This is a genomic window from Methanofollis formosanus, assembly GCF_019633745.1.
Lineage (GTDB): Archaea > Halobacteriota > Methanomicrobia > Methanomicrobiales > Methanofollaceae > Methanofollis > Methanofollis formosanus.
The window spans coordinates 135,830-150,851 of the sequence record NZ_CP037968.1 but is presented as its reverse complement, the minus strand read 5'-3'; the positions used below and the strand labels follow the sequence as shown (position 1 = coordinate 150,851).

Here is a 15,022-nt window from a genome sequence, read left to right as displayed (position 1 = left end):
ATGGGCTATGAAGTGCTCTACGGCCCCGAGATCGCTCCCGACGGGACACACCCGGAACGAGAAAGTTACCGCGAGCCCCTCCTCACCGGGCGACTCCGGGCCGCCCTCCTCAGGCTCAACCCGGACCTCCCCCTCCCTCGTCGAGAACAACCACGCCTTCCACCAGTACCTCACCGAAGCGTCACCGTCGAATACCGCGACGACGACGGCGCCGTCCGCCACGGCATCGCCCGCATCATCGACCCCTCTCGCCCGGAGAAGAACGACTGGCTCGCCGTCAATCAGTACACCATCTTCCAGACGGTGAAGGCATCGCTCGTCAAGGCGACGGCCCGGTGGACATCTTCCAGCTCGTCGGGCTGGACAAACCCGACATCTCGGTCCTCTCTGACGAGTTCCTCGCCGAAGTGAGAGATCTCCCGCAGAAGAATGTCGCCGTCGAACTGCTGCGCAAACTCATCGACGACCAGATCCGGGCAACGTTGCGGAAAAATGTGGTGCAGTCCAGGAAACTCTCAGAGATGCTTGAAAAATCAGTACACGAATACGAGAACCGATCGGTGGAGACCGCCATCATCATCGAGGAACTGATCAGGACCGCCCAGGAGGTGAGGGAGGCGGTCGGCCGCGGTGAGAAACTGGGGCTTTCTGAGGCTGAGGTCGCCTTTTACGATGCGCTTGCCGAGAACGAGAGCGCCAGGCAGGTGATGGCCGACGAGGATCTCAGGAAGATCGCCAGCGAACTGGTGGTGAAGATCCGGGAGAACGTCACCATCGACTGGTCGCTGAAGGAAAGCGTGCGGGCGAGGATGCGGGCGCAGATCAAGAGGATCCTGAGGAAGTACCATTATCCGCCGGACCGCCGGGAGGAGGCGACCAACCTGGTCCTCATGCAGGCCGAGCAGATCTGCAGAATGGTGAGCGGAGAGGCGTAATGCCCCGTCTCAATCACTTTTTCCGATACATATTCAACCCGATCTTGATCTCCTCATGCTCAGGCACCGAAACATCCCCCTCAGTCGAGACTTTCGTGTTCGACTAGTCCGACTTCGATGCTCCAAACTCCTTCGCGAGGTCGACCGTGATCACCAGCCTATCCCCCCCCAGTCTCATATCGACATTTTTCATTTCTCAGCAACTCCCATACATCGGTCCACCCCCCCTCGACGGAACTACCGAAATCATACCACAGAACCCCTCCTGCACTATCTTCTGCACTCGCCCCTATCTCTGAATTTATGGTGGATCTCGGGAGTCGATCCATTGCAGGGATCTGCTCATCAAAACCCCCAACCGACAGAAAGACGCCCTCACCCCACCCCCAAAAAAGCCCAATTTGCCCTTCTTTTCCGCTTTTCTCCTCATTCTCAGATCCCAAAATCGATCGCCCCCTAAACCCGCATATCTCCCTCAGATCGGAAAAATCAGACAAATTCGCCGATTATATCCCAAAGATTCCGCCCCCGATCCGACGGAGGATGAATCCCACCAACCCCCTCGAAAGCGCCCATCCTGAGCCGCTGAGAGGGGCGGTTTCCTCGGACAATCCCGGGAAAAACCCCCAATAAAGCCATTTATTGGCCCCATGACGTCTCCCCTTCAGGGGCCGGTATCTTAATCTTACTACAATACCGGTATCCCCCCGCCGCCTGCCCGGTCACGACCACCGAGCCGTACCGCAGGAACGAATACTTCCACCACACGATCCCCAGACAGAAGAGAAAGACCACACTCCCTATCATCAGGACACCGATCCACCCGAGAGTGAGCAGGATCCTGAACCAGATCGCCGCACCCACGGCACAGACCAGAAGCACGCCGGCACCGGTGCAGCAGCGGGTGAGCAGATCGCCGGGCGCCCGGCCCGCAAGCACCTCGCCGGTGACGCCGTCGACGGTGGCCCGGTAGGGGCGGCCCCGGAAGGTGTAGTGGGCCACCCAGAGTGGATAATAGACGAGCGTGCGTTCAAGGAGACGGGTGCGGACCTGTCTGGAGAAATATTGGTGCTTCTCATCAAGCATTCTGCCGACTCTGACGTCGACCAGCTTCTTCTGTCCGGCCAGGACCTCCTCCGCTGAAACCGTGGCCCCGAGTTCTGGTTCCGCGCACATCGTGTCGGGCACCGTCTCGCCGCGGAGAGTCGGCAGGAACGAGACCTCGATCTCGCCGCTATCGCAGGCCACATCGGTCCTGGTAAGATGTATCTCATAGACGACCTTGACCGGCGACCGTTTGAAGGTTTCAACCAGGGAGACATCCACATAGGCGGTCGCCCCCCATTTCGTGCTCCAGAACGGCACATAGCAGGCAGTGCATCCGGTGACCTGCCCCTCCTCTTCAAGCCCGCGTGCCTTCGGCCCGTCCCGCCACCAGTCCCTCAGGAACTCGACCGCCTCCGCACGGTCGATGACGTTCTTGAACCTGACCTTTGTCGGGGGGTGCGAGGGCATCGGCGTCTCCCCCGCGTGCCGGTCCGTGAAGGAGAGCAGAGTAGAGATCACCGTCACCATTCCTCTTCCCTCTGCATAGGACGGGTATTCCTGGCCCGGCGCCTGCCCTCCGTCTCCCATGCAGGGTTGTACCAGCACGTGCACGAGAGGATATGGACGACCAGTCCCGCCACGGCCGCGACCAGTCCCGGCCACATCCGCCAGTGGTAGAAGACCAGCCCTCCGCCGACCATGAAGAGAAACCCGAGAACGATACCGGCAGTCAGGGTGATCATCTGTTCTGAAGGCAGGTTGTCTTGAGAATGTCGGTACCCGCCATGCACGTCGCCGGCGGTGATCTTGGCACCATGACAGGAGAAGGTGAAGGCGTCGATGACCATGCCCCAGCCGTACAGCGTGATCATGGGCATGGCAAGAACGAGGAGAAAGATGTCAAGATCAGAAACCGGGCCGGCATCACGAAATACGGACCTCTCCAATACGACGACCCACACCACGACCGTCAGGATGCTGGCGGCAGTGGCGGCGACGAACGCGAAGATTCTCCTGAACAGATTTCCCGGCGCCCGGCCGGCGACGAGGTCGCCGGTGACGCCGTCGACTGTGGCGAAATAGGTGCGGTCGGCATAGAGGTACCGCACCACCCAGAACGGATAGATGAGCAGCGTGCTCTGGGGATGCCAGAGAAAGATCTTGTGCCCGGTGACGTGGGGCACGCCGGAATGCCTCTGCGCACCGCGCTCCATTGCTCTTCTGCCTTCTGCGATCCCTTCTTCCTCCGGGACGGTCACCTGCCCGATGAAGGCGTCGGAGAGCACCGTCTCGCCGTCCAGATTCCTGAGGTACGAAACGCCGAGTGCGCTCGTATCGCTGGCCGCCCTGGTCCAGACGAAATCTCTGTCGAGGGCTGCCTTCGTCGGCACTTCCCAGGATGTAACGTCGTTCGATTCGATCCGGTAGCCCTCCACGCGGCCTTTGACACAGGCGGTGAGTCGCCAGAACGGATAATATTTCAGCCGGCATTCAATCACCCGAGCCCGGTCCCTCAGATCCCGGGCCATCAACCTGTCGTCCCACCAGGCACGCACTGCCTCGAGTGCCTGTCCTCTGCCGACCGTGCGCTTGAAGAGCAGTGTCGGGGTATCTGGTTCTATCATCGGGGGGCGGGTGTCGCTCACCGGGGAGGGCGGATCTGTCGCCCATGAATTTTCATGTGTCTGGCTGCACCACACAGGTCATGCCTCCTCCTCTACAGGATAGTCCTCATGCACCCACCGCCTGCTGGCCGTCCCCCACGTCGGATTGTGCAGGGAGATACACGCGATGATATATGCCACCAGTCCTGCGACGGCCGCGACCAGTGCCTGCCATTTTCCCCAATGGTACAAAACAAACCCGCCGATGACCATGGAGCAGAACCCGAGAATGATGGCGGCGATCTTGACGGTGTTCTCTGAAGGCAGATGTTTGGAGGAAGAGCGGTACCCGCCGTTCACCTCGCCGTAGGTGATCTCGGCACCATAGCGAGAGAAAGCAAAGTCGTCACGGGCAATTTGGACGCAGATGAAAATTATGAGTAACGGAATAATACCAAAACTGAAGACAAAGATTGCAAAAATTATATAAATCACACAAATTGCGAGACTCCCCTCAGGGTCAGGGATGTCCGGATTGAAAAGAAGTTCTAAACATAAGATCCCTACCAGGACGGCCAGGACGGTGGCGGCCATGGCTTTGACGAACGCGAAGGCTCTCCTGAAAATAGTTCCCGGCGCCCGGCCAGATACGAGGTCGCCGGTGACGCCGTCGACCGTGGCGAAATAATTACGTCCGGCATATGCGTACCGCACGATCCAGAATGGATAGACGACCAGACCGCCCTCGAGAGGCCGGAGGCGTACCTCGTCGGCGGTGACGTGGGGCACGCCGGAATAGCGCAGCGCTCCATAGCGCAGGGCTCTCAACCCCTCTGCAAAACCCTCTGCCGGTGGGACGGTCGTCTCTGCAACCCGGGCGGTGCAGGCATCGGAGGAGACGGTCTCACCGATGAGATTCCTGAGATAATAAATCCCGAGACCGCCCGTGTCGCCGGCGGCCCCGGTCCAGACAAAGTCGTTGTCGAGGGCGACGTCCATCGGCACTTTATCTTCTGAGTTGTCGTCACCCGTCACATGGCCGGCGACGTGGGCCGTGAGTTTCCAGAAGGGAAGATAATTCAACCGGCACTCGATCGTCTGCGCCTTCGTCGCCAGGTCGCCGGCGACCAACGGGTCTTCCCACCAGGTCTGGACAATGTCGAGCGCCTGGTCCCGCGTGATTCTGCTCGTGAAGAGGACCGGTCGAGCCTCTCTCTCTATCTTTGCGAGACAGGCGTCGCAGAGAGAAGGGGCCTGCCGCTCCTCAGGTGGCAGGGGGCCGCCGCAGTATGGGCAGGACGTCGCATCCGGCAACGCGGTCATGGTAGATCCCGAAAAAGGTTCTCGGTACATTTCTGGGATGCAAGATCGAAAATAAATGTTCTCGAAATATACTATGTGCAGGAATATAGTCTATAGGGGGCTTTCCGAGGGCGGGAAGCCTGAAGAATCCTTTCCCTGCCGACAGATGGCGTCCCTCGATGGCATGACTTTTCAGGCCGGACGATCCCCCTCCTCGTCAGGTCTTTCAGCCTCGCCCCCCCTCCTGACGGCGGCGGGGCGGCAGGCGTTCAGGGAGGCGCTGGCTGGCGTGGTGCGTGCGGTCTGCCCCCGCCCCGACGAAAGAGGAGTCTCCAGACGGCGAAGATCAAAAGGGATCTGAGACGCACACACTCGACCACAGAGGAGCGGCATGCAGAATCGCCCGATACGATATCTCCGCACATCATTCCGCTCAGAATAAATACATTCCAGTGTGTAGCTTATTCACAGATCGACCGGAGGAGAATCCAGAAATGCGACGGAGTCCGACGACGCCGGACAGAAATCCTCTCCGACGACTGAGATGAAGAAAATACCCTGACTCCTATCGAAAGACTACGAGAGATGATCCCCGTGACCGCGGACAGAACTGAAACAGACGAGTTCGAATTTCTCAGGCAGGCGGCCCTGAAGATGGGCGCGAAGGAAGCAAAGGTAATCCCCGCATCCTGCATCGTTGTCGAAAACCGCGTCCCCCTGAAGTGCAGATCAGGGTGCATCGCCTATGGAAAGAAGCTGACCTGCCCGCCGCATGTCCCGACGCCCGACGAGTTCAGGACGATCGTGGGCGAGTACCGCTCTGCCCTGCTTGTGAAGTTCGGCCTGGACACGGAGGTCGATCCGGAGATAATCCGCTCGATCTACAAATACTGGCTCGACACCGACGCTCCGCAGGAGAAAAAGGAGAAGGCGGCGGAGTTCTGGAGAAATTATTTCACGGAAAGCAATGCCCTCCTCCCGATCATGCTGGAACTGGAGAAGACGGCGTTCAACGCCGGATACACCCTGGCTCTTGCCCTTGCGAGCGGTTCGTGCCGCCTCTGCGAGACCTGCAATGTGAAGGGCGGGACATGCATCCATCCGACGAGGGCCAGGATCCCCGAACACGCGGTCGGCATCAACATGAAAAAGACGGCCGAACTCGCCGGGATGCCGATCCGTTTCCCCTGCGTCGACCATCCCGAAGCGATGGCCCTCCTCCTCATCGACTGAGAGGCGAGAGATGACATCCACCCCTCTCTCCCCTGTCGACGGCGTTGAGGTCATGGTTCTTGCGGACAACTATACGGACATGTTCATGACGCAGGACACCCCCCTGTGCCGGCGCCCGAAGTTCCTGCCCCCGCAGACGCTCCTCGCCGAACACGGTTTTTCCTGTGTCCTGAAAGTCCGCTCGGGCGAGGACGAGCGGGTCGTCCTCATGGACGCCGGGGTCAACCCTGCCTGCGTTCTCCATAATGCGTCTCTCCTGAAGATCGACCTGGGTTCTGTCGACGCCATCGCCCTGAGCCACGGGCACCCGGACCATTTCCTGGGCCTCTCCGGCATTCTTGGATCCATGAAAAAAGACGTCCCCCTCATGCTCCACCCGGACACATTCCTCAAGCGGCGGATGAATGTCCCGGCAGCGGGAAAACCGATGCCGATCCCGCGGCTGGACGCATCGGCACTTCTCGAGGGCGGCGCCGCGCCGCAGGCATCCCGCGGGCCCCGGACGATCGCGGACGGGATGGTCCTCATGACCGGCGAGGTCGAGAGAAAAGTTCCTTTTGAGAAAGGGTTCCCCTGGGCCGAGGCGAAGATCGACGGGGAATGGGTCGTCGACCCCTTCAACGACGACCAGGCGCTCGTGGTCAATGTACGGGACAGGGGGCTTGTGATCATCAGTGGATGCGCTCATGCCGGGATCATCAACACGGTCGAGTATGCGAAGAAGGTCACCGGCGTCGAGAGAGTCCACGCGGTCCTCGGGGGCTTCCACCTCACCGGCCCCCTCTTCGATCCCGTCATCCGGCCCACCGTCGAGGCGATGAAAGCGATCGGCCCGGCCGCGGTGGTCCCGATGCACTGCACCGGATGGACGGCGATCAACCGCTTTATGGAGGAGATGCCGGGCAGGTGTCTCCTGAACACGGTGGGGACGACGTATACGTTCTGACAGGGCCCGGGCGGAGGGCGTCCTCTCTTCATCTGTCGGGAAGGGTGGCCGCCGCGGAGGCCTGGCCTTCGTCGTACCTGTACCCCCCATCAGCCTGCCCGCTGATAAGTACCGAGCCGTACCTGACAAAAGGGAGTTTCCAGTTGAGGATGAAGAGGCAGATAATACCGATGATGATGATATAATAGACCGCGAAGATCAGGGGGAAGGCCAGGAGGAGCCAGAGACTCAGGGCAACCGCCACAGTGCAGATTATAAGGAGGGCGACACCGACGCGGCAGCGTTTCCCGAGATCGCCCGGCGCCTGCCCCGCAAGCACTTCCCCGGTGACGCCGTCGATGGTGGCCTGGTAGACCTGACCGCCGTACGAATAGTGCACTACCCAGAGGGGGTACGAGATGAGCGTGCTCTCAAGGAGAGCGATCTGGATATTTCTTGAGGCAGAAGAACCGAATCGCTCCTCAAGCATTCTGAAGGCGTGGTCTTTGACCGCCTTTTTTTGTGCCGGCAGAACATCAACCTCATCGATGCTCGCCGGGATCTCCTGCCCGAGGCACCTGCCGGAAGAGAGCACCTCGTCGGTCATGGAGGGCAGATACTTCACTCCGACGCCGTCGGCAGGGCAGGCGATGTCCGTCCAGGCGATGGTCAGAGGGACGAGCGCGTGCACCGGCGAGACCGTGTGCGTGGGCGGCACGGCGACGTCCACGTAACCGGTGGCCTCCCATGTTATCCTCCAGAACGGCACATACCAGAGCGTGCACGCCGTGACCGCTCCGGCCATTTCAAGCCTGCGTGCCTTCGGCCCGTCCTGCCACCACTGCCTGAGTGTTTCGACGGCATACCTACGCGTGAGCAGAACCCTGATCCTGACCTGAGTGGGCGGCGTCATTCAGGTCTCCTCCGCGATCTCGTATTTTCGGGCGATGGGATCGCCGGCATCCTCGGGCTCGAACTTCGAGGAAAATGAACGCAGGTAAACAAGGAGGCCGACGACGGCCAGCACCGCCGCCGGCCACGCCCCTGACCGGACGAGAATAAACCCCCCTATGACCATGGACATGAAGCCGATGATGACGCCGGGGAGGGAAGGGTATGCTTCAGTACATTCTGGATGCGGAGACGTGTTGTACCCGCCGTCCACCGTACCGTAGGTGATCTCAGAGCTGTATCTGCAGAAGGTAAAGGTGTCAGCGGTAGAAAAAAAGGCATACGAGAGCACTGTGATCGAAATAAATCCAAGGGTGAAAGCAAATCGCAGAATCTCAATGGGGATGTATGTTTCGAGTCTGGAGATATAATAGTTGAACACATAGATGCAGATCGCGACTTTAAGGATGCTGACACCGGTGGCGACGGCGAACATGACACATCTCCAGGAGAAATTGCCCGGTACGCGGGCGGAGACGAGGTCGCCGGTGACGCCGTCGACAAGAGCGAAATATGCCGGGCCGGAGGACGCAGGACCGATCATCCAGAAGGGGTAGAGGACGAAGGCGTCCTCGAAGTCCCGGACGTGGACCTCTTTTTCGGTGACCTCCGGCACCCTCCTGCAGTGTCTCTCGACGGCGTCGTGGAGTGCACGTCTGCCTTCCCGGAGGGCGTCGACCCGCGGGACGGTCACATCAGCACTCGCTTCGGACACTTCCTGAAGATAGTGCGTCTCCCCAAGGGGGTTTTTGAGGTACCAGACCCCGATGTCGCCGGAATGACCGGCCCTCCCGGTCCAGACGAAGTCGTTGTCAAGGTGTATCTCCATCGGTATTTTTACTTCAGATGAATCGTCAGACGACTCGTCGGATTCAACCCTGCAGCCCTTCACGTACCCGGTGAAATGGGCGTTGAGCATCCAGAACGGGAGATAACGGAGGCGGCACGACGCCGCCGTCCAGTCCCGGCACCTCCAGGTGGGGGGCGACCCGTCTGCTCGCCGACCACTGCCGCACGGTCTCGACCGCCTCGTCCCTGGTGACTGTGCACGGGAACCTGAGGGTGCCGGGTCTGGAGAGGCAGGCGTCGCAGAGGTCTTCGGCAGGAAGTTCATCCATGCCATCGCACTCTTTCATGGTAGGGCCCCACAGGATCACAGGGAGAGGTTGCTTCTCTCCATGCACAGGAGATACACTCCTATGCGTCCTTGAGGGCCGGGGATGATAAAAAATCGATTGAATGAGAGTATGGTGGAGAATATATTCTATTGAGGAAGAAACGGTCCTCTCTCCATGACCCCCTGAAGACTTAACACAAACCCATCTACCGTTACGTTTTTCCCCTTTACAGTAGTTAACAGTAACCATGGACCTCGACACCTTCCTTGCCCTCATCAGAAACGGAGAGTCTGAGCGGATCGAGTTCAAGAGATCCCCTACAAAAACGCTCCACCACGAGATCGCCGCCCTCGCCAACGCAGAGGGCGGCCACCTCATCATCGGCGTTGACGACACCGGCGCCATCGTCGGCACCGATGTGAAGCAGGCGGTCGAGAGCATCACGAGCACGCTCCAGTCGGTCATCCCGCCGCCCCATATCACCACCCACAGACTGACCGTCAATGACCGGAACCTTCTCGTCGTCGAAGTCGAGAAGGCCGCCGCCCTCTGCTCGGTGGGAGGGGTCGTCTATATCAGGACCGGCACCAGCGTCCGCCCGCTCTCGGTCCAGGAGATCCTGATGCTCTCCTCCGAACTCGGCACCGTTGCATGGGACGGAGCTCCCGCGGCCCCTGAGAGAGAGATCGACCCCGCGTCCATCGAGTGGTTCTTCAAAACGATCAGGGAATCGCGGGGCAGGACCATTCAACCGGATGACCGGGAACGGTATCTCCGCAGTGTCGGTGCTCTCAGGGACGGCATGCTCACCAACGCCGGCGTGCTCTTCTTCACTGAAACAACCAGCCACATTCCCCATGCCAGGATCCGGATGATCGGGATGGAAAACGAGGAACCGGCATGGAGCCGCGAGTATGAAGGCCCGGTCTGGCAGGCGATCGAAGCGGTCTATGCCGATCTGCTCAGGGAGATCAGGAAGGGAGAAGTGATCGTCGGAACCCGACGGGTCAGGGTCGAGGAGTATCCCGCCAGGGCACTCAGGGAGGCGGTGATCAATGCCGTCGCCCACCGGAACTATACCATCGGTGCCGATGTCAAGATCTTCCTCCACCCGGACAGGATCGAGATCAGAAATCCGGGCGGATTGATGCCGGGCGTCGACCTCGCCGACCCGGAGCATGTTCCCAGGAACCCGTCGCTCTCAAACCTTCTCTATGACACCGGTTTTATCGAACGCTATGGGTTTGGCATACGGATGATCCAGCGCGAGGTCGAGAGGCATGCACTTTGTTCGGTCTCCTTCTCAGGCGCGTCCAACCGCTTCAGTGTCACGTTCTCAAAGAAGAGCGATGTGCTGATCGACACGACCGACCGCGAGATCCTTGAGGCGATCCGTGAGCCCATGAAGAGCAGCGAGATCGCCGGCGTCGTCGGGCTTTCCAAACCGATGGTTGTCAGGCGGTTAAAAAATCTTATGGGACTTCGGCTGGCCGTAAAAGAAGGGAGCGGGGCGCACATCAAATACCGGGCGGCCCACTGATCTTCCGCATCACGAAGAAGATATACCCGTACTCCGCGGCGTGGTCCCGGTACACCGCGATCTCCCTCTTCACCCCCTCGACGAGTTCCATCGCCTCGGGGTTGCCGGCGTACTCCGCCGCGAACTCCTCGAGCCTCGTTTCGAGGGGGCGGTAGAAGTCGTCCCACCAGGCCGCTTCGGGGAGCCTGAACGAACCGACGAGGCCGAGACCGCACGCGGCGATGACCGCCCTGTACTCTTCTTCGGTCCTGATCGCTGGGTAGACCTCTGCCCAGAAGGCCTTCGCCTCGGGCGAGGGGGCGGGGGTGAACCAGGCCGCCTCGGTGAGGGCTATATATCCGCCGTCTTTGAGGAACTCCTGCCAGTACGAAAGGCCCTTCTCAAAGCCGATGATAAAGATCGAGCCCTCGGCCCAGATGAGGTCGAAGGAATGGTTCTCGAAGGGGAAGTCGTCCATCGAGGCGCATATTGTTCTGATCCGGTCGGCGACCCCGGCCCGCCGCGCCCGCTCCTCCAGGGCGTCGAGGACCGGGCGGTGGATGTCGACGGCCGTGATCCTCGCGTCCGGGCAGAGTTGTGCGAGGGCGAGGGTTTGCATCCCTGACCCGCACCCGATGTCGAGGATCTCGGGACGATCCGGGAGGTCGGGGATTAGATGAAAGGCGCGGGCAGTGCTCTCGTCGTTGCCTGGCCCCTGCCTTGGCAGGGTCTCAAAGAGGCGACAGATAAGTGAAATGTCCATAGAGGGGGTGAAACCCCCTCGTCCAAACGCTTTGTGGTCAGACCCGACGGTCAAAGACGAACAGTTTTGAACCGTCGGCCCCGTGGGCGGCGACGGCGACGTTCACCGGCGTGCCGTTGTTGTGGACCGCCGCCCCCTGCCAGGCGGCCTGCGAACCCTTGAAGGCCTGCAGTCCGTCGGCTGGCTCGACACTGACGGCAATCGCCGCAGCGGCATCGGCATCCGAGACCTCGACGCCGTCCAGGTAGACCGAGAAGTGCGGGTCGGCGAGGGCGGAGGCGGCGGGCACCTCGCGGGCGGTGAGGACGAGGGTGTCGGGAGCGGTGCGTTCGGCCGAGATGACGGTCCGGCCGATCGCCGCGACGGTATTCTGCGTGCCGGGCATCGCATGGGCGACGAGCGGGGGGAGGAACGTGAGGGCGAGGATGAAGAGCGCCATCGTGCCGAGGACCATCCGCGATGCCCGGGCCTTCTCGTCGGGGCCGCCCGCCTTCTCCCTGATGGAGAAGAGGAAGAGTGCGCCGAGGACGGCAAGGGCCGCCATGAAGAGGGCCAGGTACAGGAGGGGGACGGGATGGGTGAGGAGGAGGTACGAGATCTGGCGGACGAGGTCGCCGACCAGGTCGGTGCTCCCGTGACCGAGGCAATCTGCGATCAGAATATGGACTTCGTTGACAAGGAAGACGGTGCATCCCGAGACCACACCGGCAACGACGGCCTGCGCCGGGGTCTTTCCGGGGTGCAGCGCGACCGCGAGCATCCCGGCAAAGAAGAGGAGGAGGATCCCGAGCATGATGGCCTGGAGGATGGTGATGCTGTCGAGGAAACCGTAGTGGGAGTCGACGAGACCGCTCCAGCACCACCGGTGCAGAGAGGTGGTCAGGAATACCAGCAGTCCGCCGCCGAGAAGCCCGGCAAGGAGCGAGGCGGCGAGGAGACGTGTGAGGTTTTGAAGGGTCTGTTCGGTTGTCATGATACCACCAGGTGAAGATTCAGGTCCTGATCCGCTCCACCGCCGCCCATCCCACGAAGAGCACCGCTGCCCCCGCCGCGGCGATGCCGACACCCCGGAGGGTCGAGACGAGGAGGGCAAGCGAGGGGGGGAGAGGGAGGTGGAGCGGATCTGTCCAGAGAACGAGCACCACGAGGTACGGGAAGAGGAGGGTGCCCGAGACGACGACGGCGGGAATGGGCCGTCTCAGCGGGAGGTGACGCGTGAGGAGGAGGAACGGCGTGACCGCCGCGAGGCAGAGGAGCGTGAGGCCGGACAGAAATGTCGGGAGGCTCAGCAGGGATCCGGGAAGAAAATTGGGCAGGTCCATACGCGTCGACACCCCCATCAGGGAGGCGAGGACGAGATAGAGGAGGGCGAGGCCGGCGAAGAGGATCAACAAACGCCGCGACCCGGCCTGCACCTCTATTCTCACGCCCTGGAAGAGGAGGGCGGCGGCGCACCCGAAGAGGAGAGGGGTGAGGATGAGGACGCCGGCGTACCGGATCATACCGAGGGCACTGGCGTCCGGCATCCGGACCGCCGGTTCCGGATCCTCCCCCGGCGGCCTGACCGCGGAGGGGGAGAAGCGTTCTGCGATCAGCGCCTGCAGCGAACCCTTCGGGTCAGGGCCGAGGACGTTCCCGCAGGTGCCGTAGTAGACGATGAAGAAGTCATCTCCATTGTCGAACGGCCTCTCGTAGGTGAGGATGTACCCCGTCACCGTCCCGTTCGTGAAGCGCAATGCCGGGCACGCCTGCTCGGCCGCGGCCGTCGAGAGATGGTCGCCGAGGTCGAGCATCACCGGAGAAACTTCCCCGCGTTCGGCCAGCGATCTGAGGAACACCTTCTTCTCGTCCCTGAAGGCCTCTTCGTCGGTGTACCACCACTGGCCGACGACATACTCTTCGCCGGTCTCTTCGCGCGTGTACACCGCATGGGCGGCGGTCGCGGCGTGAACGGAGAAAGAGGGGATGGGCCGGATCACAATATCCCCGTCGATGTGATAGTCGCCCTCAGTGGTGTGGACCGTTGAGAGCGGGTACCCTGCGGTACCTGAGCCGTCGGGAATGAACCAGACCTGCTTCAGATAGGGGCCGGGATGGTCTGAGCCTGAGAGAAACAGTCCGGGTTCGAGAAAACCCGGGACAAACCAGATGAGGATCATACAGAGAAGAGAGAGTCCCATGAGCGCCGCCGGCTGCGGCGTTTTCGGTTCTGAGAGGAACTTTTTCCATCGGTTGATTTTGTTCACTGGTATGCTCCGGCCGGGCGTCCGCGATCGGTTCACGGCATGCGGCCGTGCGGATGGGGGAGGACACCCCTGACAGGTATCAATTGTAGGAAATGGACACTATAAATGTGCCCATATTGATTTTTGATTTATTCGGCCCTTAGAAAGATATGATATGATTTTACCTGTGCGATCTCCGGCACCGCCCCCGTGGCCCCCGGGCAAAAAGATGAGCGCCCCTCACAACCCCAGCACCTCGAGCAGGTACAGCACCGCAAGCATCAGGACGACGAAGACCGCGACCACCACCCACTCGTTGACCCTGAGCACCTCGGGGATGGTCCTGATATCGAACTCGCCACGGGCGAGAATCCCGCCGACGAGCCGCGGGTACAGCCTGGCAAAGGCCCCGGCGCCGACGACCATCCCGAGGACCCCGCCGACCAGGGCGTCGAGCCAGCCCTGCCCGACCGCCCCGGCGACGGTGCCCGGACAGTAGCCGAGGACGGCAAACCCGGCGCCGAAGATGAGGCCGCCGATCACCACCGAGCCCAGGGTCACGTTCTTGCAGTGGATCAGGGCCATCTCCTTTCCCTTGAGGAAGTAGAACCCGATCATCCCGACGATCACCGCCGAGAGCATCAGTTTCACCACCGTGAAGTCCTGGAGAAGAAGTTGCCCGACGATGACGTCGTAGGAGGTCACCCCTCCCTTCTGGAGGAAGAAGCCGAACCCGATCCCGATCAGGAGCCCGATGAGCAGTTGGGCCCGTGCATTCTTGTGGAGTGCCGTCAGCATGCTCTTCGTCTCCTCAGAACGGGACCCCGTAGATCGCCATCGCTGTTGCGATCCCGCCGATGAAGAAGAAGGCCGCTGCGATGATGCTGTTGACCGAGAGCTGAAGTGTCCCGCTGATCCCGTGCCCGCTCGTACACCCCCCGGCCCACCGGGCACCGAACCCCAGGAGAAACCCGCCGGCCAGGGCGACCAGGACGCGGACGACCGGATCGTACCCGAAGGTCTCACCCCAGAGCGGCGGCACCCAGGCGAGGGCGAAGACGCCCGAGAGCATGGCCGAGAGAAACGCCCCGATGACGATCCCGACGACGATCATCCACGAGCCGTCGACCTGCGGGACATATTTTCGGTAATACGGATGTTCCTTCACTCCTTCTCCCCGCACCGCGACCTCGACCATTCCGCTCGTCTTGACAAACGCCGTCGAGCACCCGAGCGGCCGGTCGGCAAGAAGAAACGAGAGCACCGCCATCACGCCGACCCCGACCCCGGCGAGGTACGGGGACCAGAGCGGCGCCGTAAGATATTCTAAGACCATATCAGACTCCCCCCGTGTGCATGGCACACGCACCCCCGTCGGCACCGCGCTATAAGAATGTGCG

At 61.2% G+C, this 15,022-nt stretch carries 16 protein-coding genes; 5 read left to right on the top strand and 11 right to left on the bottom strand.

Annotation, left to right across the window (positions count from 1 at the left end; translation table 11 throughout):
• Positions 1 to 411: a type I restriction endonuclease gene (locus E2N92_RS00640; protein WP_220681780.1), complete on the top strand. Its 411-nt coding sequence runs from the start codon at positions 1 to 3 to the stop codon at positions 409 to 411.
• A complete protein-coding gene (locus E2N92_RS00635; RefSeq protein ID WP_220681779.1) occupies positions 336 to 935 on the top strand; it encodes a DUF3387 domain-containing protein in 600 nt (199 codons plus the stop codon). The genes E2N92_RS00640 and E2N92_RS00635 overlap by 76 nt, the downstream gene beginning before the upstream one ends.
• A 639-nt stretch (positions 936 to 1,574) precedes the next feature.
• Here E2N92_RS00635 and E2N92_RS00630 read toward each other — a convergent pair.
• The 3 genes from E2N92_RS00630 to E2N92_RS00620 form a co-directional block, all read right to left on the bottom strand.
• A complete protein-coding gene (locus E2N92_RS00630) occupies positions 1,575 to 2,510 on the bottom strand; it encodes a hypothetical protein (RefSeq protein WP_220681778.1) in 936 nt (311 codons plus the stop codon).
• Complete coding sequence (locus E2N92_RS00625; RefSeq protein ID WP_220681777.1) at positions 2,504 to 3,607, bottom strand: hypothetical protein; 1,104 nt, start codon at positions 3,605 to 3,607, stop codon at positions 2,504 to 2,506. Before E2N92_RS00625 ends, E2N92_RS00630 begins: the two co-directional genes overlap by 7 nt.
• Positions 3,608 to 3,685: 78 nt before the next feature.
• A complete protein-coding gene (locus E2N92_RS00620; protein ID WP_220681776.1) occupies positions 3,686 to 4,909 on the bottom strand; it encodes a hypothetical protein in 1,224 nt (407 codons plus the stop codon).
• Positions 4,910 to 5,473: 564 nt separating this feature from the next.
• On the opposite strand from E2N92_RS00620, the gene E2N92_RS00615 reads away from it, so the two are divergent.
• Both E2N92_RS00615 and E2N92_RS00610 read left to right on the top strand, forming a co-directional pair.
• A complete protein-coding gene (locus E2N92_RS00615; RefSeq protein ID WP_220681775.1) occupies positions 5,474 to 6,121 on the top strand; it encodes a DUF2284 domain-containing protein in 648 nt (215 codons plus the stop codon).
• 10 nt (positions 6,122 to 6,131) lie between these two features.
• Positions 6,132 to 7,067, top strand: a complete 936-nt coding sequence (locus E2N92_RS00610) for an MBL fold metallo-hydrolase (RefSeq protein ID WP_220681774.1) — start codon at positions 6,132 to 6,134, stop codon at positions 7,065 to 7,067.
• Positions 7,068 to 7,095: 28 nt separating this feature from the next.
• Here the strand turns inward: E2N92_RS00610 and E2N92_RS00605 are convergent, their stop codons facing one another.
• From E2N92_RS00605 to E2N92_RS00595, 3 genes are read right to left on the bottom strand one after another with little or no spacing between them, the layout of a single operon-like run.
• A complete protein-coding gene (locus E2N92_RS00605) occupies positions 7,096 to 7,959 on the bottom strand; it encodes a hypothetical protein (RefSeq protein ID WP_220681773.1) in 864 nt (287 codons plus the stop codon).
• On the bottom strand, positions 7,960 to 8,826 hold the full coding sequence (locus E2N92_RS00600; RefSeq protein ID WP_220681772.1) for a hypothetical protein: 867 nt from the start codon (positions 8,824 to 8,826) through the stop codon (positions 7,960 to 7,962).
• 43 nt (positions 8,827 to 8,869) lie between these two features.
• Positions 8,870 to 9,133, bottom strand: coding sequence for a hypothetical protein (locus tag E2N92_RS00595; RefSeq protein WP_220681771.1), 264 nt, complete (start codon positions 9,131 to 9,133; stop codon positions 8,870 to 8,872).
• A 229-nt stretch (positions 9,134 to 9,362) separates the two neighbouring features.
• On the opposite strand from E2N92_RS00595, the gene E2N92_RS00590 reads away from it, so the two are divergent.
• Complete coding sequence (locus E2N92_RS00590; RefSeq protein ID WP_220681770.1) at positions 9,363 to 10,655, top strand: RNA-binding domain-containing protein; 1,293 nt, start codon at positions 9,363 to 9,365, stop codon at positions 10,653 to 10,655.
• Here the strand turns inward: E2N92_RS00590 and E2N92_RS00585 are convergent.
• From E2N92_RS00585 to E2N92_RS00565, 5 genes are all read right to left on the bottom strand, one after another.
• Positions 10,633 to 11,397 (bottom strand): class I SAM-dependent methyltransferase, encoded by a 765-nt coding sequence (locus E2N92_RS00585; RefSeq protein ID WP_220681769.1) that lies wholly within the window; start codon positions 11,395 to 11,397, stop codon positions 10,633 to 10,635. The two genes, E2N92_RS00590 and E2N92_RS00585, sit on opposite strands and share 23 nt — an antisense overlap.
• Positions 11,398 to 11,434: 37 nt before the next feature.
• Positions 11,435 to 12,370: a hypothetical protein gene (locus E2N92_RS00580; RefSeq protein ID WP_220681768.1), complete on the bottom strand. Its 936-nt coding sequence runs from the start codon at positions 12,368 to 12,370 to the stop codon at positions 11,435 to 11,437.
• A 19-nt stretch (positions 12,371 to 12,389) separates the two neighbouring features.
• On the bottom strand, positions 12,390 to 13,643 hold the full coding sequence (locus tag E2N92_RS00575; protein WP_220681767.1) for a hypothetical protein: 1,254 nt from the start codon (positions 13,641 to 13,643) through the stop codon (positions 12,390 to 12,392).
• A 219-nt stretch (positions 13,644 to 13,862) separates the two neighbouring features.
• Entirely contained in the window at positions 13,863 to 14,420 is a 558-nt protein-coding gene (locus E2N92_RS00570) for a YeeE/YedE thiosulfate transporter family protein (RefSeq protein ID WP_220681766.1), read from the bottom strand.
• 13 nt (positions 14,421 to 14,433) lie between these two features.
• On the bottom strand, positions 14,434 to 14,958 hold the full coding sequence (locus E2N92_RS00565) for a YeeE/YedE thiosulfate transporter family protein (protein ID WP_220681765.1): 525 nt from the start codon (positions 14,956 to 14,958) through the stop codon (positions 14,434 to 14,436).
• Between the last annotated feature and the right edge of the window lie 64 nt (positions 14,959 to 15,022).